At 39.0% G+C, this 22894-nt stretch carries 21 protein-coding genes; 7 read left to right on the top strand and 14 right to left on the bottom strand.

The features are described from left to right. Positions 1 to 207: 207 nt before the first annotated feature. On the top strand, positions 208 to 738 hold the full coding sequence (locus FTU02_RS00105; protein ID WP_180155127.1) for a DJ-1/PfpI family protein: 531 nt from the start codon (positions 208 to 210) through the stop codon (positions 736 to 738). Between the two features lie 145 nt (positions 739 to 883). Here FTU02_RS00105 and FTU02_RS00100 read toward each other — a convergent pair whose 3' ends face one another. Both FTU02_RS00100 and FTU02_RS00095 read right to left on the bottom strand, forming a co-directional pair. Beyond that, positions 884 to 2026 carry an acyl-CoA dehydrogenase family protein gene (locus FTU02_RS00100; protein WP_180155125.1) on the bottom strand — a complete coding sequence of 381 codons (1143 nt, stop codon included), beginning with the start codon at positions 2024 to 2026 and terminating at the stop codon, positions 884 to 886. Positions 2027 to 2196: 170 nt separating this feature from the next. After that, entirely contained in the window at positions 2197 to 3543 is a 1347-nt protein-coding gene (locus FTU02_RS00095; RefSeq protein ID WP_180115329.1) for a dicarboxylate/amino acid:cation symporter, read from the bottom strand. A gap of 408 nt (positions 3544 to 3951) precedes the next feature. Here FTU02_RS00095 and FTU02_RS00090 point away from each other — a divergent pair, with 408 nt between their 5' ends. Next, the gene (locus FTU02_RS00090) at positions 3952 to 4950 is read left to right on the top strand and encodes a glycosyl transferase family protein (protein ID WP_180155123.1); all 999 of its coding nucleotides are present in this window, start codon (positions 3952 to 3954) and stop codon (positions 4948 to 4950) included. A 91-nt stretch (positions 4951 to 5041) separates the two neighbouring features. Here FTU02_RS00090 and FTU02_RS00085 read toward each other — a convergent pair whose 3' ends face one another. Beyond that, a complete protein-coding gene (locus FTU02_RS00085) occupies positions 5042 to 5308 on the bottom strand; it encodes a YeaC family protein (RefSeq protein WP_078189099.1) in 267 nt (88 codons plus the stop codon). 2 nt (positions 5309 to 5310) lie between these two features. Continuing rightward, the gene (locus FTU02_RS00080) at positions 5311 to 6249 is read right to left on the bottom strand and encodes an NAD(+) kinase (protein ID WP_078189100.1); all 939 of its coding nucleotides are present in this window, start codon (positions 6247 to 6249) and stop codon (positions 5311 to 5313) included. 152 nt (positions 6250 to 6401) lie between these two features. Between FTU02_RS00080 and mrcB the strand changes: the two genes are divergently transcribed. Then, positions 6402 to 8795 carry a penicillin-binding protein 1B gene (gene mrcB / locus FTU02_RS00075; RefSeq protein WP_180155122.1) on the top strand — a complete coding sequence of 798 codons (2394 nt, stop codon included), beginning with the start codon at positions 6402 to 6404 and terminating at the stop codon, positions 8793 to 8795. A 76-nt stretch (positions 8796 to 8871) separates the two neighbouring features. Next, positions 8872 to 9354, top strand: coding sequence for a tetratricopeptide repeat protein (locus FTU02_RS00070; protein ID WP_078194433.1), 483 nt, complete (start codon positions 8872 to 8874; stop codon positions 9352 to 9354). A gap of 544 nt (positions 9355 to 9898) precedes the next feature. Here the strand turns inward: FTU02_RS00070 and FTU02_RS00065 are convergent. Beyond that, positions 9899 to 10798: an NUDIX domain-containing protein gene (locus FTU02_RS00065; RefSeq protein WP_180155120.1), complete on the bottom strand. Its 900-nt coding sequence runs from the start codon at positions 10796 to 10798 to the stop codon at positions 9899 to 9901. Between the two features lie 147 nt (positions 10799 to 10945). Here FTU02_RS00065 and hemP point away from each other — a divergent pair, with 147 nt between their 5' ends. Beyond that, positions 10946 to 11116, top strand: coding sequence for a hemin uptake protein HemP (hemP, locus tag FTU02_RS00060; RefSeq protein WP_078189103.1), 171 nt, complete (start codon positions 10946 to 10948; stop codon positions 11114 to 11116). 197 nt (positions 11117 to 11313) lie between these two features. Here hemP and FTU02_RS00055 read toward each other — a convergent pair whose 3' ends face one another. The 4 genes from FTU02_RS00055 to FTU02_RS00040 all read right to left on the bottom strand — a co-directional run bounded on the left by FTU02_RS00055 (position 11314) and on the right by FTU02_RS00040 (position 15663). Then, positions 11314 to 12633 (bottom strand): HAMP domain-containing sensor histidine kinase, encoded by a 1320-nt coding sequence (locus FTU02_RS00055; RefSeq protein ID WP_180155118.1) that lies wholly within the window; start codon positions 12631 to 12633, stop codon positions 11314 to 11316. 4 nt (positions 12634 to 12637) lie between these two features. Further along, positions 12638 to 13306: a response regulator transcription factor gene (locus tag FTU02_RS00050; protein ID WP_180155116.1), complete on the bottom strand. Its 669-nt coding sequence runs from the start codon at positions 13304 to 13306 to the stop codon at positions 12638 to 12640. A gap of 132 nt (positions 13307 to 13438) precedes the next feature. After that, positions 13439 to 13801, bottom strand: a complete 363-nt coding sequence (locus FTU02_RS00045; protein WP_180155114.1) for a NirD/YgiW/YdeI family stress tolerance protein — start codon at positions 13799 to 13801, stop codon at positions 13439 to 13441. A 104-nt stretch (positions 13802 to 13905) separates the two neighbouring features. Then, the gene (locus FTU02_RS00040; RefSeq protein WP_180027311.1) at positions 13906 to 15663 is read right to left on the bottom strand and encodes a GspE/PulE family protein; all 1758 of its coding nucleotides are present in this window, start codon (positions 15661 to 15663) and stop codon (positions 13906 to 13908) included. Between the two features lie 186 nt (positions 15664 to 15849). On the opposite strand from FTU02_RS00040, the gene FTU02_RS00035 reads away from it, so the two are divergent. Then, a complete protein-coding gene (locus FTU02_RS00035) occupies positions 15850 to 16821 on the top strand; it encodes a hypothetical protein (RefSeq protein ID WP_180085767.1) in 972 nt (323 codons plus the stop codon). 39 nt (positions 16822 to 16860) lie between these two features. Here the strand turns inward: FTU02_RS00035 and tsaA are convergent, their stop codons facing one another. Beyond that, complete coding sequence (gene tsaA / locus FTU02_RS00030; protein ID WP_180085769.1) at positions 16861 to 17571, bottom strand: tRNA (N6-threonylcarbamoyladenosine(37)-N6)-methyltransferase TrmO; 711 nt, start codon at positions 17569 to 17571, stop codon at positions 16861 to 16863. A gap of 106 nt (positions 17572 to 17677) precedes the next feature. Between tsaA and FTU02_RS00025 the strand changes: the two genes are divergently transcribed. Beyond that, positions 17678 to 18457, top strand: a complete 780-nt coding sequence (locus FTU02_RS00025) for a ferredoxin--NADP reductase (protein ID WP_078189109.1) — start codon at positions 17678 to 17680, stop codon at positions 18455 to 18457. 71 nt (positions 18458 to 18528) lie between these two features. Here the strand turns inward: FTU02_RS00025 and FTU02_RS00020 are convergent, their stop codons facing one another. From FTU02_RS00020 to FTU02_RS00005, 4 genes are all read right to left on the bottom strand, one after another. After that, positions 18529 to 18969 carry a hypothetical protein gene (locus FTU02_RS00020; RefSeq protein WP_180155112.1) on the bottom strand — a complete coding sequence of 147 codons (441 nt, stop codon included), beginning with the start codon at positions 18967 to 18969 and terminating at the stop codon, positions 18529 to 18531. A 180-nt stretch (positions 18970 to 19149) separates the two neighbouring features. Continuing rightward, on the bottom strand, positions 19150 to 20121 hold the full coding sequence (locus FTU02_RS00015; protein ID WP_180155110.1) for a PoNe immunity protein domain-containing protein: 972 nt from the start codon (positions 20119 to 20121) through the stop codon (positions 19150 to 19152). A 1-nt stretch (position 20122) separates the two neighbouring features. After that, the gene (locus tag FTU02_RS00010) at positions 20123 to 21838 is read right to left on the bottom strand and encodes a hypothetical protein (RefSeq protein ID WP_180155108.1); all 1716 of its coding nucleotides are present in this window, start codon (positions 21836 to 21838) and stop codon (positions 20123 to 20125) included. Continuing rightward, positions 21831 to 22894, bottom strand: a 1064-nt coding sequence (locus FTU02_RS00005; protein ID WP_180155106.1) for a DUF2345 domain-containing protein, incomplete at its 5' end; no start/stop codon positions are given. The genes FTU02_RS00005 and FTU02_RS00010, both read right to left, overlap by 8 nt.

The raw sequence follows: 22894 nt of genomic DNA, 5'->3' as shown, positions 1-22894 counted from the left end.
TGGCTTTCATGGCATAGAAATAATTTAAAACTTAAAGATGATCTATATAAACACTTGGTCATTGATCGTTTTTTCAGTGCCTTAATAGGCACTTTCATCTAGTGTTTACAGTCATTGACGCATTTATTACAAAAGACACAGGTAATTTTTATCGTTGCTTTGTAGTCTAAATATCAGAAAAAAAATAACAGACCCATAGGTACAAGTATGCACAAGAAAATTGCAGTGTTAGTGACCTACGATTTTGAAGATATTGAGTATCTTGAGCCTGTAGAGGCATTTCGAGCCGCTCGGCACAGCATTATCAATATCGAAGATCAGGTTGGAAAAATCGTTTACGGTATTAAACGCCGTTCCCAGATCACCATTGACCAGAGTATCGACGACGCCTCTGTACATGATTTTGATGCTTTGTTTATTCCCGGCGGTTATTCCCCAGAGAAACTCTCTTTAGATGACCGTTTTATCTATTTTGTACGTAATTTTGCAGATAGCCAAAAGCCGATCTTGAGCAGTTGCCATGGTCCACAGTTGTTATTAGAAGCTGGTGTCATACAAGGTCGCCATTTCGCCCAATCTGAAACGCTGAAATCTGCTTTGTTAAACGCAGGTGTGGTGGTGTCGGATCAATCGGTCGTGAATGATAATAACCTATATATATCGTCTCGCAGTACTTTAGATATACCTGAATTTATCGAAGTCTGTCTGCAAGTTTTGGGGCAACCGTCATTATCATAGGTTTCAAAATATTCACGCAAAATTAAACACACAATCTAATTCAAATAAGCAAATCTATAGAAATACATCGTCTCTATAGAAATACATCCTCAAAAAAATAGCGAAGTCTTCACTTCGCTATTTTAATTTCAGCCTGATAAATTGTTTATCGACCTAAAATACTTCGTGCCACGATTTCTTTCATAATTTCATTGGTGCCAGCGTAGATTTGCTGAATACGTGCATCAACAAAGAAACGTGAAATTGGATATTCGGTCATATAACCATAGCCACCAAATAATTGAAGTAGATTATGGGCCACTTTCATTTGCATATCGGTAGAAAAGCTCTTGAGTGCTGCTGCAGTTTCAACATCAAGTTTGCCTTGCATATAAAGTTCAACATTTTGATTATAAAATGCCGCTGTAGCCAATTCGTCAATCTTAGCCTGTGCCAAGACAAAACGAGTATTTTGGAACTGTCCAATCGCCTGTCCGAACGCTTGACGCTCTTTAACATACTGCGTTGCTACATCAATGGAACCACGAATCGCACCAATTGCAGTCGAGGCAATTGCGGTACGTTCACGCGGTAACTCTTGCATCAAGTAAGCAAAGCCTTGTCCAGCTTGACCCAAAAGTTGCTCTTTTGGCACTTTGACGTTGTCATAAAACAACTCTGAAGTGTCTTGCGCATGCAGACCAATTTTGTCGAGGTTGGTACCTTTCTTAAATCCATCCAAATGTGTATCGACTAAAAGTAATGACACACCTTTGGCACGTGCTTGTGGATCAGTTTTCGCAGCCAATACCACAAGGTCTGCATGTTGACCATTTGAAATAAAAGTTTTCGAACCATTGAGCAGATAATGATCGCCCTGCAAAATTGCACTACTGCGCATAGACTGCAAGTCCGAACCTGCTCCCGGCTCTGTCATACCAATAGCACCGACCACTTCACCTGTGACCATTTTCGGTAACCAATATTGTTTTTGTTCTTCTGAACCAATGTGCAAAATATAAGGCGCTGCAATTTCAGAATGGCATGAAATACCTGTCGATAATGCACTAAAACCTGCTCGCGCAGATTCTTCGACTAGCATCAGTGAATAATGCGTTGGGACGCCACAGCCGCCATATTCTTCAGGCACATCGACACATAAAAAGCCATTTTCACCCAAAGCATTCCATACTGAACGCGGCATAATGCCTTCACGTTCCCATTGCTCATAATGTGGTGCGACATGCTCTGCCATAAAACGGCGAAAGTTATCTCGAAATAATTCTAAGTCTGCATCATAAGCCAGCATGTGTTTCTTCCTTGGTTGAGTTTGTTGTTTTGTTGAGCTTCATCCTATTGCAGTTTAGAACAGCCGTCATGCCTAAAAACTAAAGCGTTCAAATTTGGCTTTGGGCTTACATAAAAAAAGGAAGCCGAAGCTTCCTTTTTAATTACATCTTTTACATCACAGCATCAGCGTTATGCATGATGTGCATTGCCTTCTTCTTGCATCTGACGGTCAATTTCTTCAGGATTTGCTAAAGCAAAATCTAGTTTTTCTTTGTCTAATTGACCCACCCATTTCGCAACCACAATCGTTGCCAATGAGTTACCTACAAGGTTCGTTAATGCACGTGCTTCTGACATGAAACGGTCAATACCAAGAATTAATGCCAAACCTGCAACAGGAATATGACCCACAGCAGACAATGTTGCAGCCATCACAATAAAGCCTGAACCCGTCACACCCGCAGCACCCTTAGATGAAATGAGTAGAACCAATAACAATGTGATCTGATGCGAAATATCAAGCGGTGTATTGGTCGCTTGTGCAATAAAGATTGCTGCCATGGTTAGGTAAATAGACGTACCATCTAGGTTAAATGAATAACCTGTTGGAATAACAAGACCCACTACAGATTTTTCTGCACCAGCAAGTTCGAGTTTTTTCAACATACGTGGCAGTACAGACTCTGAAGATGACGTACCCAGTACGATCAGTAACTCTTCGCGAATCATGCGAATCATTTTCAAAATACTGAAACCGCAAATACGTGCAATTGAGCCAAGTATAATGAAAATAAACAGCAAACATGTGATATAGAAGCAGATGATCAATTGACCCAATTGCGCCAAACTACCAATACCATATTTACCAATGGTATAAGCCATCGCACCGAAAGCACCAATTGGTGCAAGCTTCATGATCATGTTTACAATGTTAAAGAATACATGTGCAATTTGATCAATAAACTTCAATACAGGCTTACCTGCATCACCAAGTTTATGCAAAGCAAAACCAAATAATAAGGCAAATAATAGAACTTGAAGAATTTCACCCTCAGCAAACGCACCAACAACGGTGTTTGGGATGATATTCATAAAGAATTCTTGTGTAGATTGTGCTGCACCAGATTCAACATATTTAGAAATACCTGAAGTATCTAAAGATGCTGGATCTACGTTCATGCCCACACCTGGTTTTGCAATATTAATCACTGCAAGACCAATAATGAGTGCGATGGTCGAAACGATTTCGAAGTATAGTAAAGCGACCCCACCTGTCTTACCCACAGATTTCATGCTTTCCATGCCTGCAATACCACTTACCACGGTACAGAAGATCACAGGTGCAATAATCATTTTAATTAGCTTAATGAAACCTTGTCCTAGTGGATAGAACAATTCACCCCAGCCTTTTACGTATTGCTCGGTACCATTGATAATTTGCGTACCACTTGGTGAGAAATGACCCACCAATACACCCGCAATAATGGCAACGATCACTTGAAAATATAGTGACTTATAAATTGGTTTTTTAGCCATGACATTACTTCACGATATATTTCTGCTTCAAAGAAATATTCAGTTTTTGTCTATTTTCAAAAAATAAACAGCCCAAAACCCCTTTGTCTTCGACAAAAGAGCACCAAAGGTATTTGACTTAGCCAAATACAGAAAAACGAAATATGTATGGTGATTAAATAATCACATCAGGACCTGATATAGAATCAGCACATTGATCAGGAGATGAAATGCATACTAAAGTAGGTTAAATTTTACCTGTTTTTTAATGGCTTGTTCTGCCACAAATGTTAATTTCGGTTAAATAATAGACCGAGATCATTAGACTATAGTCTAAAGACTGCATTTTTTACGCTCATTATCAGGCTGAAAAATACCAACTATAGAAGTAAACTACCCTTAAGTCCTAATTTTAAGCCCCGTATTTGCATGAACAATAAACGAAATATTTACAAAGATTTTGAACATCCTTTTGCGCAATTTGTCCGTATCGTGGGTAAAGGTAAAAATGGCGCACGTTCGCTCACTTATGATGAAGCCTACCAAGCGTTCAGCATGATCTTAAAAGATGAGGTTTTGGACGTTCAATTGGGCGCTTTCTTGATGTTATTGCGTGTAAAAGAAGAGTCAGTCGATGAACTTACAGGCTTCGTCCAAGCTACACGTGATCAACTCAAGTTTAAAAAGCTAGATGTCGATTTAGATTGGTCATCTTATGCAGGTAAACGCAAACATTATCCATGGTTTTTATTAGCAGCATTAACGCTGGCAAAACACGGTTACAATGTCGTGATGCATGGGGCTTCAGGTCATACCATTAACCGCCTTTATACAGAACAAGTATTAGAGTATTTGGGTTTTCCTATTTGCCAAAATGACACAGATGTGGAAGAACAACTAATACAATGTCATTTCGCTTATATTCCGCTCGATGTCATTTCGCCAATACTCAGTGATTTAATTTCACTGCGCAACGTGATGGGTTTACGTTCTCCAATTCACACCCTTGCGCGTCTGATTAATCCATTTAATGCAAAAGCCACCATGCAAGCGATTTTCCATCCAGCCTATCGTGGATCACACCAACGTGCGGCATTTCAATTGGGTTATCAAAATAGTGCTGTCATTAAGGGTGAAGGTGGTGAATTCGAACGTAATCCCGATGCAAAAACATTAATTTGTGGTATCAAAGATGGTGAAATGTATGAACATGAATTGCCTAAACTGACGGACAACCGCAGTCCAGTCGAAGAAGAACTTGATTTGGCCATTTTTAAAGCCGTGTGGGACGGTCAGCAGGCACATGAATATGGTGAAATCGCGGTCACCGAAACCATGGGAATCGCACTGTATACCATGGGTGCCATCGCAAGTTTTGATGAAGCAATGCAAACTGCCAAAACCATGTGGGCAAATCGTCACGCTTAAATAAGCAGATATGAAGCAACAAATTTAGGTATGCATCAGCTAATAAAAAAGCCAGCATTAAGCTGGCTTTTTCAATCAGAAAGAAAATAGATTAAACGAAACGAATCGGCTTGAACTCAGGTTCTTCCACATGTGAGTCGCAATGCTCATCTTCTTCTTTGGTCCCGCGGTCGATATAACCACTACGCTCATCTTCTGGCAAATGTTTAATTTCCCATGCATACACCGCTTGCATACAAATTTGACGTTGTTCTTGAGTCAGCGCTACACCATTTGGCCATTTACCAATTTCAATTGCCGTTTTTAATCGACCAACAATTTCAGGATCGAGTACGGCAAGCATCTGTTCAATATTCATAATTAATCCTGCTTTAATGAGTCAAAATCTTGGTTCCAGCCTAGCTTGGTACGACATGCCATATAGAAGTCATAACCAGGTGGATGTAATAAGTTGAGCTTAAATGGATGTTTGCGGATATGTAAACTATCGCCTACACCCAATGATACACTGTGTTGACCATCGGCACTGACCATTGGTAAAACACGGTTTTCACGAATCAAAATTTTAATTTCACTTTGTCCGCCCACGACAATCGGACGTGAAGACAAAGTATGCGGATGCATTGGTACTAAGGCAATCGCATCCATACTTGGGTGGACAATCGGACCACCACCAGATAATGCATAAGCTGTAGAGCCGGTTGGCGTCGAAACAATTAAACCATCACTGTGTTGACGGTACACATATTGCCCATCAATATTCAGTTCAAAGTCGATCATATGTACCGATTTACCGGAGTGCAGCACAATATCATTTAAAGCCACAGCATCATAAATCGACTCGCCTTTCGAGCGAATTTCCATTTCTAGCAAGAAACGTCGGTCTAGCTGAAACTCACCTTTGAGCACTTGATCTAACTTGAAAATCACTTCTGTCGGTTTGATATCGGTCAGGAAGCCCAAACGACCACGGTTCACCCCAATCACAGGGGTATTGTATTTCACCAAGGCACGTGCGGCATGAAGCAATGAACCATCACCTCCGACAACGATCACCAAATCGACGACTTCACCCAATAAATTACGGCTGACCGTCTGAGTATTATTATAGGGAACCAGCTGCGCTGTTTGCGTATCAAATACAGGATGTAATCCCAAACTCAAAATATGATCGTGGATCAAACATAGGGTTTCGATCACTGATGATTTGTCTGGACGACCAATCAACCCAATGTTTCGAAATGATTTATGTGAAATTTGCACCTGCGCTTTTGCTCCGCTTCGCCTCATTGGTATCATATCACTAACAGAAATGATTTAAAAAAACTTTAAAGTTTCGACTTTAGTGAAGTAGCTTCCAATATTTTGCATACATATAACAGTTTAAATATTGCAAAATACTGAAAAGCTTCGCATGATTAGCAAAATTTCTCAGGGTCTTATCACTATTTATGAAGTCTGAACGTGGCATAGGCATAATTGCACTGATTTTTTCGCTGTTGATTATCGGCGGATTTCTCGTGTTCAGCATTTATCTTATTCGTCTAGATAATATTGTACGGGACAAATTCGAAGGTCAACGTTGGGATATTCCAGCCAAGGTATTTGCTCGTCCTTTAGAAATTTACACCAATGCGCCTGTAAGCCAAGCAGACCTCAACCAAGAACTGAAACTTTTGGGCTATAACGCTCAAGATAGCTATGCGAAAACAGGAAGTTACGTTACTTCTGGCAATGTGACCTATATCCATACGCGTGGTTTTGACTTTGGTGATAGTGTCGACCCTGAACAAGTCCTTAAAGTGACCTTTGGTGAAGATCAAATCACTGAAGTAAGTGCGACTAAGCCATCAAGTAGTGGTATTGCCCGTTTAGAGCCGATGTTAATTGGTGGTATTTATCCTCAGCACAATGAAGACCGTGTGCTGATCAAACTTGATAAAGTACCTAAGCCTTTAATCCAAGCTTTAATTGCTACAGAAGACCGTAATTTCTATCAGCATCATGGTATTTCCATTCGTGGTACAGCACGTGCCATCGTAAGTAATGTCACTGGTGGTAAACGTCAAGGTGGTTCGACCCTCACTCAGCAATTGGTGAAAAATTTCTATTTATCGCCTGAAAAAACCATTAAGCGTAAGGCCAATGAAGCCTTAATGGCGATGCTGATTGAACTTCACTATGACAAAGATGAAATTCTTGAAGCTTATTTAAATGAAGTGAACTTAGGTCAAAACGGTAATTATTCAATCAATGGTTATGGTTTAGCCTCACAATTCTATTTTGGTTTACCCCTACGTGAACTAAATATTGCTCAGCAGGCGTATTTAGTCGGTCTAGTTCAAGGCCCAACCCTATTTAATCCGTGGAAAAATCCTGAAGGTGCGATTAAACGCCGTAATATTGTGTTAAACAATATGGTGGTGATGGGCTATTTAACTCAGGAACAATATGAAACTGAGTCAGCACGTCCATTAAATGTCATTACAAAACCAACATTGGGCCCTTCTCGCTTCCCAGACTATATGGATATTGTGCGTCGTCAACTGCGTACTGAATACCAAGAAAGCGATTTGACCAATCAAGGTCTTCGTATTTTCACCGCGATGGACCCGATTGCTCAAACCCGTGTACAAACTGCATTTAAAGAATCTGTGGCACGTTTAAGTAATGCCAATCCAGCACGCTTGAAAGAATTACAAGGCGCGGTACTGGTGTCTCATCCTGAAAATGGTGAATTGGTTTCAGCAGTCGGTTCAACGCAGGACTTTACTGGCTTTAACCGTACGATGGATGCTAAACGTCAAGTGGGTTCATTGCTAAAACCTGTGATTTACCTCAGTGCGATAGAATCCAACCGCTATAACTGGGCGAGTCAAATCGAAGACAGTCCTATCAGCATTCAAAGTGATGGCAAAGCTTGGACACCGAAAAACTATAGTGGTGGTGCACATGGTGTCATACCAATGGTCGATGCCCTATCAAACTCTTATAACCTCTCTGCGGTACGCTTAGGTCAAGAGTTCGGTATGTCGACTTTTATTAACCATCTGAAAAAGTTTGGTGTGACTTCTAATATTCCAAACTACCCTTCGATTTACCTCGGCGCTATCGATATGTCACCGATGGAAGTGATGAGTGTCTATGGCAACTTTGCAACCGGTGGCTTCAAATATCCAGTGAAAGCTATTCGTTCAGTGGTCGATGCCAATGGTCGTTTATTAGATCGTTATAGCTTAACGGTACAACCGACTATTGCACCTGATGCAGCCTTTATCTTGAACTATGGTTTACAACAAGTCATGAGTTCAGGGACAGGCCGTTCTGCTTATGCATCATTACCAGCTTCACTTAAACTTGCAGGTAAATCAGGGACAACCAATGATACGCGTGACTCATGGTTTGCAGGTTATTCAGGTAATTACTTAAGTGTGGTTTGGTTAGGTTTAGACAACAACAAAGTTACAGGCTTAACTGGTTCGTCAGGAGCACTTCCGGTTTGGACCAATGTCATGAAGCAGTTACGTCAAAAACCAGTTAATTTACGTCAACCAGACAGCGTACAGTGGCATTGGTTAGACCGTTATTCAGGTAATTTATCTGCGCAGCATTGTACAGGTGCGATGTATATTCCTCTTTCGCGCAACTCCATTCCAAATCAAGCTACGGCATGTGGTTCGACACAATATGAAGTAGAACCTTACACAGTTGATACTGAAGAGACGCAGCCAACTCAGGAGCAAAATGATAGTTTAGGTGACTACATTCGTGAAAGTGATGTCGATAATGATCAGGGTTCATCTGATCAACCTCGCATCATCTCAAGTGGAGAGTATTCAAATTAAACTGCACAACATTAAAGTTTTAAAAACGTTCAGTATTCTGAGCGTTTTGACGATTATTTTGGCAGGTTGCCAAACCATGATCGAACCTGAGCAAAAGCCGCCTGCTGCACCTGAAAAAAAGGCAGATATCCATGACCCTTCTGGGGTCATTATTACTCCATATGACCATCCAGAAATTAAGCGTCAACGTATCGTTATTCCTGAGCAGAAAACCCAAATTCAAAAGTTTGATGATGGCCGCGACTTACCTGCATTCAAAAAATTGATGCAAACTACGCAAACCGCTTATGCCAATGGAAAATGGAATGAAGCTGAAAGTGCGGCAACTCAAGCACAGCGTTTGGCACCACAATCTGCGGAAACTTTTTTATATTTGGCAATGATCGCCAATCGAAAAAATCAACCTGCGAATGCAGAATCGTTGGCACTGCGCGGATTAAGCTATGCTCAAACCAAGCCAATGAAACAACAGCTTTGGAATGTTGTTTTAAAAGCTGGTCAAATGCAAAAGAAAAGCAGCACCATTCAAAAAGCCCAACAAGCCATCAAAGCTCTTTAAGCACCCATAAAAAAGCCTGATCTCAATTGAGATCAGGCTTTTTTATTTAAAACATACTAAAAGTAAGTTTATTTCTCATAGTTATTATTAAATAATGTTACGCAGTAACATCAGAAGCATAATTTGATCTAAATAAAAGTACGATACACGGTAACGTCATCCGCAAGCGTTTGAGACAAGACTACATCTATTTAAAAATGTTTGCGATACTTTGGATAAATTGACGCTAGTGAACGAGTTTTGTCAGTGAGGTGCATTGCACCGCAAGATGGTTTCCTTGTGAAGCACGCTTCTCATTTTGCCTAATGAGAAGCATCGTTTCGTAAGAGTAACTCCAGCCGAAGGCTAATCCCTTTACTCAATCTCTAGATTTAAGACTCCGTCGTATCGGTTTAAAAATCATTTTAAAAATGCGTAATTATTTTTACGGGCGTAACATCAGTAAATAGCTTACAAATAGTAAGTCTATTTCTAACCAACCTACACTGAATTTTACATAACGACTTTCAAATACGACTTTAATTCAATATACACATTCTAGTTTCTAAAAACTGCGAATACCTGCCACCCCATAAGCATGATGTTGCTGTGCAATAGGTAGCAATTCAGGACGCATGCCACCTAAAGCAAAAACAGGGATTTCTATGCCTCGTGCAATCTCAGAAAAATGCGCCCATCCCATACCTTGCGCCTCTGGATGACTTTGTGTCGCGAGAACTGGGCTCATAAAAATAGCCTCACAGCCAATTTTTTGCGCATGCAGTGCAGAAACTTGATCATGACAAGCGGCGATATAGCGCTTCCCAAGTTGTAAATCACCTTTATTTTTTTGCAGCAATTGGTGCTGTTTAAGATGTAATGCTGAAATATGTGCTTGCACCTCTGTAGAGAGCAATGACCATAGATCTTCATTAATTATCAGTTGTTTTAAAATCACGGTAGGTAATTGATTTAATGCCTCTGCATTTTCTGCGCTGGCATCGACTCGCCAATAATACAACAGCGTCTCTTGAAGCGTTTCAAATGTTGGTAGATCGGCGGTGATTTTGATCTGTTGCTGCCAATATAAGCGCTGCAAAATAGCTTGATTGGCCTTTGGAAAATTCAAACTCATAAGTTGTTGACGCGAATACCAAGCCCATGGCTTTTGGATTTCATTCAGCAACGCATGCGGGACGGTGGCATGAAATAAATGTAATTTCACAACAACATCATCATATTCATGTTGAATAAAATCAAAAGCATGCCAGTCATGTAAACCAATTCCAACCTCTTCAAAAATTTCACGACGACACGCTTGTTCAGGACTTTCACCCTGCTCGACTTTACCACCCGGAAACTCATGTTTATTGCCCTGATGTTGTTTTGCTTCACGCCAACCCACCAGTACTTTGTCTTGATGCAATAAAATCGCAATGGCGACATCGATTTGCGGTTTCGACATAGTTCCCTGCTCTCTACTCTGTTCCAATTGATATCCAAGTGTAAGCAAATTTATCTTTTTTATAAAATCCTAAAATTACCGTTGACAGGCCTATTCGATAATGATTATCATTTAAACCATTCAGAAATACACCACGGAGTCGACGGAATGAACGCACCATTTAGCCTATTTACTCGTAGCAATGAAGCACACCACTCACTGCCAATGCTACATTCAAACAACCTTTTTGCATTAGGACGTGAAATTCGAATTATGCATGCAGGTGAAGAATATCGACTACGTTTAACACGAAATAATCGCCTTATTTTGACCAAATAATTTCTGATAAAAATAATAATTATCAGCGCAATAAAAATAATCGTGGACACAAGCAGTAAGCCATACGCTTACTGCTTTTTAAGTTTTGTACTTAGTTAAATTAAGCTTTATAGCTACTCAAACTTAATTTAAATCGCAACACTCATCTTCCTCTCACAATACTCTTTCGCTCAAATTCAATAGGGCAAATTATGTTTTTAGCGGATTGGAAAAATGAGTTGTACCTTTAAGCCACCCAGTTCAGATGCATCCACACTTAAATGGCCTTGATGTAACTGTACAATTTTTTGGGCAATTGAAATACCTAAACCTGAACCTTGCGTCTTCGTTCCCAATACGCGGTAAAACCGCTCGCCAATACGTTGCAATTCTGCGGCTGTCAGTCCTGCACCTTGATTTTCAATCGTCCAAACCGCCTGCTGTGCTGTTACCGTTAAATCAATCTTGACCTGTCCTTGCGTAGGACTATAGCGAATAGCGTTATCGACTAAATTGCGTAGACAGCTAAACATCAACTCTGCGTTCATCTCAAACTGTACAGACTGGGTCTGTAGCTTCAATTCGATCTGCTTTTCTTCAATAAAAGGCTGTAAAGCGTCAAGGACTTGTAAACTCAGCTGTTCTAAGTCGTCTTGTTTTTTATCTAATTGCTCCGATTGCGTCGGGTCGAGCCGTGCCAAAATTAGTAGATTTTCCAACACGCGTGTTCCTCGATTAACATCGTGCTGTATGCTCAATAAATCCTGCTGAATGTCGGGATATTTTCGTTTTAATACCTGAAGTCGCATTTGAATCGCAGACAGCGGTGAGCGTAATTCATGTGAGGCATCGGAGGTAAAGCGTTGTTCCGCCTCTAAGGCTTGATCTAATCGGTTTAATAAAAAATTCAGTTGTGTTTGGATCGGCTCTAGTTCCTGTAATACAGGTTCAGCTAAGACAATGGCTTGTAAGTCATCTACATTTTTTTCAGCGATTTGTTTTGAAAAAAGCTGTAAAACTTTCAATTGACGTTTAATCAAAATATGCAGTAAGAGCCATTGGATCAACCAGACAATCAATAGAATCCCTGCATAGCCTAGTACGCTTTGCAGCGTTTCTCTGAGCCGTGTTTTCATCGGTTGAATGATTTGTACGGTTAATCCATCGTCCTGAAGTGCATAGCTACGCCATAACGCGCCTTCTCTCCATTGATAATGCAGCCCATGTTTTAAATTGAGCTGATGTTCAAATGCTGTGTGTTGTTCCGACGTGGTTAAGACTTGCTGCTCTTGCATGAGTTGATATTGCATATCAAACTCTTCACTCAGCTCATCTATTTGTTCGTCTTGCTTCAGCGTGAGATCAGTAGCAGTGAGCATGTCAGCCACTTCGTCCATCAGGGCATCATGTACACTCATGATGTGATAAAGACCAAATCCCAACATCAAACACAGGGAGATTGCTCCCGCCCAAATTGCACTGAGCAGTGAGGTTTTAATCAGTTGCGACTGTAAGGAAATGCTTTTTTTATCACTCATAGACTTAACTTTGTTGAGGAAGATTCATGCGATAACCCAAACCTCTTAAGGTTTTAATGTAATCACTGCCAATCTTTTTACGTAATTGGTAAATAAAAACTTCGATCGCATTACTTTCAACTTCATCGCCCCAAGCATAGAGTGATTCTTCGAGTTGGCTACGCGTCATAATATGCTCAGGATTTAACAACATCTTATACAAGATTTGATATTCACGCGATGTCAGCGTAATCAATTCCGCATTTTTACGCAGCGTTTTGGCATGTACATCTAAACTTAAATCACCAAAAGTCAGACAATTATCACGCTGTTGATGATGCAAGCGTAATTGGGCACGCACCCTTGCTGACAACTCTTCCAAGCTAAAGGGTTTCACCAAATAATCATGGGCTCCCAGATCTAAACCTTCAACACGATCTGCAATACTGTCCCGAGCAGTAATGAATAAAACTGGTGTAAGCGGATGCAACTGTACGATACGTTTTAAAATTTCATCACCAGTTACTTTTGGTAAGCCACGATCTAAAAGTATGCAGTCATATTGATGTTGTTCTAAAGCCAAAATAGCGTGATCGCCTCGCTCAACCCAATCGACACTATAGCCATCCATTTCAAGCCATGTTTTTATACTGTCTGCTTGGGATGTATCATCTTCTGCCAATAAAATTCGCATCTTACCTACCCTATTTCTATGGTTCCGACTTCAGTGTATCGAACTTTTGCTCATATCTACTCATATCATAAAAAAACCACAGCAAGCCGTGGTTTTTTTATGGAGCAGCACTGAAATGAATAACAGGCTAAATTAAAATTTTACTTGATCGACATCAACTTCAACGCGTTTCGTCGGTTTGTAATCAATATCGATTTCACCAATGAGCGTTACTGGTGTTTTAGCTGAAATCGCTTTGCCTTGCCAAAGTTCATCATCAATATCCACCGTAATGCTGCCTGTGCTATCGCGGAACTGATATTTTTCATCGCCCATCGATTTGACAACATAACCTTTCAATTGAACTTTACTATCATCTTTTAAGCCTAAGGCATGTTTCACTGATGTGGTTTTCATCGGTGCAACAGCTGTTTGATTAACTGCTGTATTCGCGACTGCAACCGATGTCACACCTGCAAATGCTAAACCACATACCAATTGAGTGAATGTTTTCATCTTCGATCTCTCTTACTTTGTCTATTTCGATAGCGCTATTTAAACAAAGCAAGATGAGTCGAATCTTAAGCTGCAAAGACGTTTTTATTTATTTGATCGAACCATTAGTTGAGCGGTACGACACGCAGAACTTCTTCTAAAGTCGTCACACCTGCAAGTACTTTACGCGCACCTGCAATTCGTAATGGTTCGACATGCTCTTTACGTGCCTGTGTACGTAATTGGGTTAAATCTGCATTGGCACCAATCAATTGCTTGGTTTCAATACTGAGCGGCATAAATTCATAAATCCCCACACGGCCTTTATACCCCGTTTGACGGCATTCATCACAGCCCACCGCCTCGTAGACAAAATCAGGCATTTGAATCGCATATTCAAAGGTCAAATGTTTCCACTCTTGTTCATTGATAAAAGTCTCACGCTTGCAGTGTGGACACAGTTGACGAACTAGACGTTGTGCCAAAACCCCTAAAATAGTCGCTGCCGTTAAAAAAGGCTGAATACCCAAATCATGTAATCGCGTCAAACTCGATGGTGCATCATTGGTATGTAAAGTTGAAAGCACCAAATGACCTGTTAATGCGGCTTGAATCGCCATATTTGCCGTATCATGATCTCGGATCTCCCCGACCATGATAATGTCAGGGTCTTGACGCATTAAAGCCCGTACACCATCGGCAAAGCCCAGATCAATCCCTGTATTCACCTGCATTTGGTTAAAGCTCGGCTCTAACATCTCAATCGGGTCTTCAATGGTGCAGACATTCACTTCTTCGGTTGCCAATTGTTTGAGTGATGAATAAAGCGTGGTGGTTTTACCCGAACCCGTCGGACCGGTCACTAAAATAATACCGTGACTATGACTGGTTAAGGCCTTCCAATCATCCAACAGACGCCCTTCAAAACCGAGCTGTTGGAAACTACGTACCAAGACTTCAGGGTCAAAAATACGCATGACTAACTTTTCACCAAAGGCTGTTGGCAGCGTCGATAAACGTAGCTCTGTTTCTTGGCCTTTGGGTGTACGGGTTTTTAAACGTCCATCTTGCGGCTTACGCTTTTCCGCCACATTCATCCGTCCTAAGATCTTAATTCGTGAAACCACAGCTGTCAGTGTATTTGCAGGCATGTTGTAGATGGTATGCAATACACCGTCGATACGAAAACGAACCTTTCCTGTATCTTTACGCGGCTCGAGGTGAATATCACTTGCACCTTGTTCGAAGGCAAACTGTAAGACCCAATCCACAAGCTTCACAATATGCTGATCATTGGCATCTGGATTTTGTGTATCACCTAATTGTAATAGCGCTTCAACGCCTTTATTTTCACGGTCATAACTCGATGATTTTTGCGAATTACTGACCGCACGACTCACTTGGTAATATTCAACCAAATAACGCTGTAGTTGATCTGGACTGAGTAATACACGTTGAATCTTGCGTGGTAATACCGTTCTTTCTAAGTTGGCAATCCATTCATTTTTATAAGGTTGATCCGTTGCAATCAACACATGCTCATTTTGTAATTCAACCGCTAAAATGCGATTTCGTACTGCAAATTCTTGCGACATAATGGCTGTCAAAGCAGGCACGTCAGCTTTTAAAGGATCGATAATATAAAACGGTACACCAGACTTTTCTGCTAACCATTGACAGAGTCTATTCAATGTTAAGGTAGACTGTGGATGACTCTGATCGACTAAATTAAAATTGGCAATCCATTGTAAAGGATGCCATTTCAACTGCTCACGCTGACGGTGCGTGGTTTGAATCAGTATTTTGTCCCGTTCAGTAATACGTCCATCTTTTTGTAATTGGTCTAAACACCAAGAAGTGTCAATTTCAAAATTAAAAGTCATTGTTCTATGTTCCCCAAACATAAAACTACTATAGCAAAAAATTCTAAAGGCACGCTTGTGTCATTTGTGTTTTGCACATAGGTTTTCTGAAAGCATACTATTTTTGTTATTAATGAAAACATTCATAAATTTAAGCTATAATAAAGTTGCCTATCAGGGCTTTATAACAACGATATAAGAAGATTTATGATGAAAATAAAAATATTAGCAATTTGTACCATGACTATTCTTAGCTTAACTGCCTGCGGCGGTGGCGGTGGAAACTCAACCTCTAATAATGACTCCAGCGAAAATCCAACGATACCAAATGCTGCTTTCCAACAGTGGTCAACTTTTGAACTCGACAGTGAAAGTGATGTGCTGTCATACGAAAGTGATACTGCAACTATCGATAATGGTAAACTATATACTTCAGAAAGTAGCGATTCATTTATGGTCACAGCGAATGGCTTGTATGATGAAGGATCTCTACACAGTTCGTATGGCTATCTGAATGGCAATATATCCATTGCAAATAATGTGTGGACGCTAAGTCCTCATTCCTCTATTAATTCATCAGGTCTAAAAATTACGACAACAATGAAATCTTTCAATCTTGAAGGTGAAATCCTAGCATCTCAGGTTGATGCCTATAATTATTGGATCATAAAAAATAATATTACTGATTCAAGCAACTATATTTCTAACGATGCTCTCAAATACTTAACAGCTATTTCAAATATTAAGTTTCCCGCTGGTTCTCGCTGTTTACAATTAAATAAAGTATCAAATAGTGAACAGTATTTAGATTTAACAGATTCCTCAGATAGTGATAGTCAAAGTTTTTTAGCTGACTGGTGGGCTGATCTTAGTACAGATATTACTGCGAAAAAATACATCATGAAAGATACTGTAGCCTATACCGTAGCTGATGATGAGAGTGAATATGGCGTAGCTCAATATAAAAATCGTTTTTATGACGCTTACCTATCTCCTAAAGGAGTGGAATACAATATGCAGGATTTAATTAAGGTTATTGATAATTGGATAAATACTTCAACTAATCCTACTCAAAAAACTCAATTTTTAGAGTTTAAACAATTAGCTGAGAACTCTTGCAGCATGTATAACGATGTTGCTCTTAACGCGATCAAACAAAGTTTTGCGGCAAATAAATAATTTACACATTTAATAAAAAAGGAGCTAAAAGCTCCTTTTTTATTGAGATATATCAATAATCAGAATTTGTAGATCACAGACCTGAAATTTTACATTCAGTCCACCAAATAACATGCCATACACACGTTCATCATCATGCTGATAAGCAGGACGTGGATCTAAACTCAATACTTGTTCCAGTTCTGCTGTTAATTGTTCGGTTAAATTGCCATTATTCAAAAATACCTGTTTTTGTTGCTCAGCGTGCTCTGACCAAATCACAGATTTTCTTTCTGGCTCATCCTGCGCATAACCGCTTTGCGCATCCATAACTGCATCTGAATATTGAATATAGGGTTTGATATCTAAAATTGGTGTTCCATCCAACAAATCACTACCGACAACATAGACACGTACCGATTTACCGACTTTTTTCACCCCTTTGAGCTGCACAACCGACAAGCCCATAGGTGACGGTCGATACATACTTCGTGTCGCAAATACCCCGATTTTTTGATTACCACCTAAACGCGGAGGACGAACTTGCGGACGAAATTTTGTCGAATCTACATTTTTATTTTCATGAAACTGCCAAATCAACCAAAGATGACTAAAATCTTCAATCCCTTCAAAAGCCATTAAATCGTTATAAGGTTCTACCATTTCAATATAAGATTCGACTTGCACCAAATTTGGCTGACGTGGAATACCAAACTTTTCTCGGTAGGGAGATTTCATATACCCGATAATTGGCATTTTAAGCTCAGACATAATCACTTTTTCTGATAAGTTCAATTAAATATATTCAGTTTATCGAGAATGATTTTAGATTAGAATAGTAAGCTGTTCTAATTTGATAATTTTATTGAGACCTTTAATGGCTGCTTTTAACGTCGAAAAGATTACTCACGTCCACCATTGGAATGACACTTTATTCTCTTTTAAAACCACTCGCGATACTGCGTTACGTTTTAAAAACGGTCAATTTGTGATGATCGGCCTTGAAGTAAATGGTAAGCCTTTAATGCGCGCTTATTCTATTGCAAGCGCAAACTATGAAGAAGAATTAGAGTTTTTCTCTATTAAAGTTCCAGATGGTCCTTTAACGTCTATTTTACAAAAAGTAAAAGTTGGCGATGAAATTTTAGTGTCTAAAAAACCTACAGGTACTTTAGTTCTAGATGACTTAAACCCTGGTAAAAACTTATACCTACTTTCTTCAGGTACAGGTCTTGCACCGTTCCTTTCTGTAATTCGTGACCCTGAAACTTACGAACGTTTTGAAAAAATCATCGTTGTACATGGTACACGTTTCATTTCGGAATTGGCTTATCAAGATTTAATCTTAGATGAAATTCCTAACCACGAATTCTTTGGTGAATTAGGCGCGAAAGAAAAATTGGTTTACTACCCTACGGTAACTCGTGAAGAATTCCATACTCAGGGCCGTGTAACTACTGCCATTGAATCTGGTCAACTTTTCGAAAAAATTGGTCTTCCTCGTTTCAACCCTGAAACTGACCGCGCAATGCTTTGCGGTTCACCTGCATTCCTAGACGACGTTGCTGCACTACTTGACCAGCACGGCCTGAAAGAATCTCCTAAGATGGGAGTTCTAGGCGACTACGTGATCGAGCGTGCATTCGTTGAAAAATAATTAGTGTAAATTAAAAAGCGCATGTCATCATGCGCTTTTTTTTATCTATATGCCACTCATGACTAATACAGCTATTTTTCTTCTTTTACCTTCAATTCATCAATAATTTTTGCTCTCCACTCTAAACCTTTATTTGTAGCACGAGGTAATTCATTTGAAAGAGTAATCTCAACACTATCATCTGGGTATAAATGGACTGCTAAATATTTTTTATCTTTTAAGTCTTTAGAAATTAATAAAGGAACATTTATAGCTTTATGTTTACGCGAACTGTTTGTTTCACCCCATTTAACATATTGGGACCCTGTTAACACTGCTGATCTTTTTGTTCCACTACCAAATCCACCACCCAACTCTTCACCATTTAATTCGACTATATAAGGAATATAATTGACATCATAGCCATAAGATGTTGTCGTTAATACATAAGTTTTTGTTGAATGTGTATTACACCCTATTAAACTCATTGTTGAAAGCATAATAAGCATTAAATTCGTTTTTAAAACTTTCATTATTATCCTTTAAAAAATATGGGGTTTTAATTTATTTAAATAAAATAATAATCAAAGAAAATTAAAAATATTATCCATTAGAAACGAAGAACCAAAAGGAAAATTTATCCTATTTATCACCAGTAAACTGCCAATATACATTCGCATCCATTTCAAAATGCCCCCCCGAATGGCATCTACTTATTCAGTCAGATACCAAATCGTTAAACCCCAAGGGTTATCTTTAATCTCAGGCATAACATCACCCTGTCTAAAATAACGTTTTTCCATGTTATTCGCAGGACTATACCATTCACTTGTTTTAGGGCAAATTTGTCCTGCTTCGCATCTTAGAGTTTTTGTACTTGGATTACTTATATCTTTCTCGGAAGGTATAAATTCTCTGGCAAATTTAACCAAATCTTTTGGATAAATCATATGTGTTATTTCGCTATCATCTAAATCTAGCAAATAAACGTAAGCAGCAGCTTCTATAGCCCAATAGCCAAAGTACAAACCTTCATCCATTTTATGGGTATCATGCCAAGCTGCACTTTCAAATGCGGGATACCATAATTTCAAATATTCCTGTATATCTTGAATACTCTCTTGTTTAGTATCTCTATATTTACTAAAAATTAATGGGCGATATGGATTATCAAAAAACCATTGATCCACATCATATCTATCCGTCAACTCAAATGATAAAAAATCCTCATACAGCGTATCTAATTGTTCTGTTTGCTCATGGTAAATTTTGTCTTGCATCGCTGCAATACGTGGTAATAAGTCTCTTCTGTGTAATAGATAACACAGTCCTATCAACTGCATACATCTTTCGTACTCATCTATAGCTGTAAAATAAAATGGCGCCCAATCTTCATCATCTTCGTCTTTGCGTAATGCTATTGTATATTCTTCATATTTCGTAATTATATTTTCTAATTCTATTCTGAGAGGTTGAATCGACTTACCAATTGTATAATGTAAACTAAATAATTGATAAGCTTCTTCAGCGATATAATAATTTAACCGTCTTAAATCATTTATGGATCCATTATACTCAATTTTTTTTTGAACCAACCTTTGATAAGAGTTTAATAAATACTTCGTGGTTTCAATATAAGTATCCTCAGTTAAAAAAATTTGTCGTCTTTTATGTTGCTGTATCATCTTATTTTTCCTGATTCAAATTTGAAATATCTACATTTAGACTCTTAGAGTATTTAGCTTTTAATTTAGCTTTTATTTTGTTAACTATCGCCTTCACCTCATTTTCATTATATAAAACAGCTGCATGCTCCCTATGCAACTGCTCATTATCATCTTGCCCAGCCATAAGAACTTTTGCATGATTTATTGCATCCTTTATCGCAGCAGGAATTTGTGAAACTTTTAATGCTTCAATTGACGAATCTGAATATAGGGGGCTATAAATAATATACCGAGAATATACTTTTCCACCATCTTCTTTAAATATCGAAAAAATGTTTCTATGTACGGACTTTGATATATTTTTTGAAATCCATTCCTCACTCATTTGCACAATTAATTGAGTTTTATTCTGCTTTCCAGCAGGCTTAGGAGGATTTGCAGAATTACCCATACTAGGTTTTCCACTTCCAGTAGTATTTGGTTTCCCGCCTGGTTTACCTGCTCCCCCACCACTAGGTTTCCCCGAGCCTCCATCATTGGCATAAGATTTTGCATCAGCTGTACCTGATTTTTCACCATCAAGTAATAACGCACCTAGTGTTTTTAATTCCCTTTTTACAGCCTCCATCCCATTCACATCTAAACGACTTGCCATAGATGGCTTATTCGGGTTTTTCCCTTTGAAATAACCATGTGGTTTTTTTGTGATTGGTAAATGGCTTTTAGCTTCTACAATAGCAAATGGCTTACCACCATTTTGCGCATTCGAACTGACTTTCCAAACTGCATCCAATCCTTGACCATTCGATTTTCCTGTTTTCAATAGAAAAAGTTTATGTGAATTACTTAATTTACCTGCAACAGTATTTGAGGGATTGGTTTTGCCCCAATTTCCATTTGGTCCTAGATCATGGCCTTTCCAAGATTTCCCCCATCCTAATTTTTCTGCACAATAATAATCAGCAATATGCTCCCCCATATCACCTACTAAACCTGTCGTAATCTTATCTAGGTTTTGCGAAGCAATTGTAGCTAATAGCTGCTTGCTTGGTTTCCCATATTTGGGAGCATTTGATCCTCTATTACTCGTGTTTTCTTTCTTCGGCTCAGGAACTTTTTCCTTATGTCCTCCTCGTTTTTTCATCTTATTCGAAAAGGCAACATTGTTAGGAGCAAAACTCAGCCAATCAATAACACGTCTCTCCAATAATGCTACTGAAGCCATAAATACTTGAGTCAATATCTTGAATACATCACCAACTATTTTTTGCTTATCTTTAGGAAGACTTTCATAAAGGCTTGAATCCTCTATGACTTTTTTAGCACTATTAAGATAGGGTTTTAATTTAGAACTGTCTGTAGCATCTAAAATAAGCTGTTCTATATTTGTATTTATACCGCTCTTTTGTGCAACATAACGAACTAAATCCATCATCACTGGAGCATATTTCTTAGGTTCACGATTGACCAATCTAAATATTTTTTTTATTCCATCACCTGGTCCAGGCATCCACCCAATTAAAGCTAAAATTAGATCTACAGTAACTTCATCTTTCTCTTTTTGGGTACTATTTCTTTTACTATATACTCCCCATATCCCTTCAACTGTATCATAGATATCTATTGCTTGACCTGCGAATGGCACTGCGCCTAAAGTGATAGCAGTACCAATCGCAACAATAGCATCTGCTTTAGGATCATTTGTTAAAGTCTTTGGGGCTTGTGTATTAGCCATTATTTTCGCCCTCATTTAGTTCTTGTTGTGCAATCAAATCATTTAAAGCATTAAATGGGTCTAAATCTCTTCCCGAACACTCTCTTAAGAAGCCTTCTAAATCAAAATCTGGTGTTTCTACATCAATTCCAATACTTTTTAAATCATCTAAAATATTTTCTTCTGTTACAACTAATTCTGTTACAGGCCGTAATGGTTCTATATGATCCGTATCACCAAAGAAAACTTCATATTTCATATTGGGTGCATTTTCAATCCGTTTAAATCCACTTTTATCCAGTGTTCCTTTGAGTGTTGATCCATCTTCAAAAATGATTGTAAAAGGTGCATTAGACACTGGTTCTAAATTTTCAGTATGCAATGCCAGCTCAATCCATGCAGGCTTAATATTCAAAGTTGGTAACGGTGGAATTACTGGACTGACTTGAGCTCCACCCACAAACTTATGCTGTCCCGCCTTTACCTCAAACTTTGCCGCAGTTGTTGGAAATATTCCTGCACTAGTAATTTTAAGTTGTGACCCACCAGCGGTAAGAATAATTTCCTTTGGACTTTTTATATCAACATTTTCTTCTGTGGAAATAATTTGAATACCTTTTCGGGCAATCAAATCCGCCCCATCACCTTGGGCTTGGATTTCAACTTTGCCTTTGCCTGTATAAGCACGTAATCCCTCTTGTGCTGCAAATAGACTGATCTTGCTTTGTGCATGGGCAATTAAGGATTTTTGACTGCTGAGGTTGATGCTATCGCCTGCACTTTGGCTGATCTGCCCATCGGCTGAAAGATGAATATCTTCCTGACTACTCACAGCAATTGAGTTTGGTGCAGATAAAATCATTAGGGCTTGTTTAAAGGCATCAGCTTTTTCTTTACTTCCTTTTTCGATTTGTGCAAGGAAGTTTTTTAGGTTATCTAAGACTTCAAGCGGGTCAGTTTGTTGATTTTTCGCCACTTCACTTAAGGCTTTACTGCTGTTTAAGTTGGCTTCGATTTGTTCTTTCGCCGCTTGTGCGTCGAGGTGCATTGCTGCTGCTTGTTGTTGTGGGTGTGTGC

The sequence above is a fragment of the Acinetobacter sp. YH12045 genome, assembly GCF_013419925.1.
Lineage (GTDB): Bacteria > Pseudomonadota > Gammaproteobacteria > Pseudomonadales > Moraxellaceae > Acinetobacter > Acinetobacter amyesii.
Note: the sequence above shows the minus strand (reverse complement) of the source record. Positions and strands in the feature narration are given on the sequence as shown.

Excerpts from the sequence above, each read along its gene's own strand:
- FTU02_RS00105 (WP_180155127.1), top strand. The coding sequence starts at position 208 with ATGCACAAGAAAATTGCAGTGTTAGTGACCTACGATTTTGAAGATATT.
- FTU02_RS00100 (WP_180155125.1), bottom strand. The coding sequence starts at position 2,026 with ATGCTGGCTTATGATGCAGACTTAGAATTATTTCGAGATAACTTTCGC.
- FTU02_RS00095 (WP_180115329.1), bottom strand. The coding sequence starts at position 3,543 with ATGGCTAAAAAACCAATTTATAAGTCACTATATTTTCAAGTGATCGTT.
- FTU02_RS00090 (WP_180155123.1), top strand. The coding sequence starts at position 3,952 with ATGAACAATAAACGAAATATTTACAAAGATTTTGAACATCCTTTTGCG.
- FTU02_RS00085 (WP_078189099.1), bottom strand. The coding sequence starts at position 5,308 with ATGAATATTGAACAGATGCTTGCCGTACTCGATCCTGAAATTGTTGGT.
- FTU02_RS00080 (WP_078189100.1), bottom strand. The coding sequence starts at position 6,249 with ATGATACCAATGAGGCGAAGCGGAGCAAAAGCGCAGGTGCAAATTTCA.
- mrcB (WP_180155122.1), top strand. The coding sequence starts at position 6,402 with ATGAAGTCTGAACGTGGCATAGGCATAATTGCACTGATTTTTTCGCTG.
- FTU02_RS00070 (WP_078194433.1), top strand. The coding sequence starts at position 8,872 with ATGATCGAACCTGAGCAAAAGCCGCCTGCTGCACCTGAAAAAAAGGCA.
- FTU02_RS00065 (WP_180155120.1), bottom strand. The coding sequence starts at position 10,798 with ATGTCGAAACCGCAAATCGATGTCGCCATTGCGATTTTATTGCATCAA.
- hemP (WP_078189103.1), top strand. The coding sequence starts at position 10,946 with ATGAACGCACCATTTAGCCTATTTACTCGTAGCAATGAAGCACACCAC.
- FTU02_RS00055 (WP_180155118.1), bottom strand. The coding sequence starts at position 12,633 with ATGAGTGATAAAAAAAGCATTTCCTTACAGTCGCAACTGATTAAAACC.
- FTU02_RS00050 (WP_180155116.1), bottom strand. The coding sequence starts at position 13,306 with ATGCGAATTTTATTGGCAGAAGATGATACATCCCAAGCAGACAGTATA.
- FTU02_RS00045 (WP_180155114.1), bottom strand. The coding sequence starts at position 13,801 with ATGAAAACATTCACTCAATTGGTATGTGGTTTAGCATTTGCAGGTGTG.
- FTU02_RS00040 (WP_180027311.1), bottom strand. The coding sequence starts at position 15,663 with ATGACTTTTAATTTTGAAATTGACACTTCTTGGTGTTTAGACCAATTA.
- FTU02_RS00035 (WP_180085767.1), top strand. The coding sequence starts at position 15,850 with ATGATGAAAATAAAAATATTAGCAATTTGTACCATGACTATTCTTAGC.
- tsaA (WP_180085769.1), bottom strand. The coding sequence starts at position 17,571 with ATGTCTGAGCTTAAAATGCCAATTATCGGGTATATGAAATCTCCCTAC.
- FTU02_RS00025 (WP_078189109.1), top strand. The coding sequence starts at position 17,678 with ATGGCTGCTTTTAACGTCGAAAAGATTACTCACGTCCACCATTGGAAT.
- FTU02_RS00020 (WP_180155112.1), bottom strand. The coding sequence starts at position 18,969 with ATGAAAGTTTTAAAAACGAATTTAATGCTTATTATGCTTTCAACAATG.
- FTU02_RS00015 (WP_180155110.1), bottom strand. The coding sequence starts at position 20,121 with ATGATACAGCAACATAAAAGACGACAAATTTTTTTAACTGAGGATACT.
- FTU02_RS00010 (WP_180155108.1), bottom strand. The coding sequence starts at position 21,838 with ATGGCTAATACACAAGCCCCAAAGACTTTAACAAATGATCCTAAAGCA.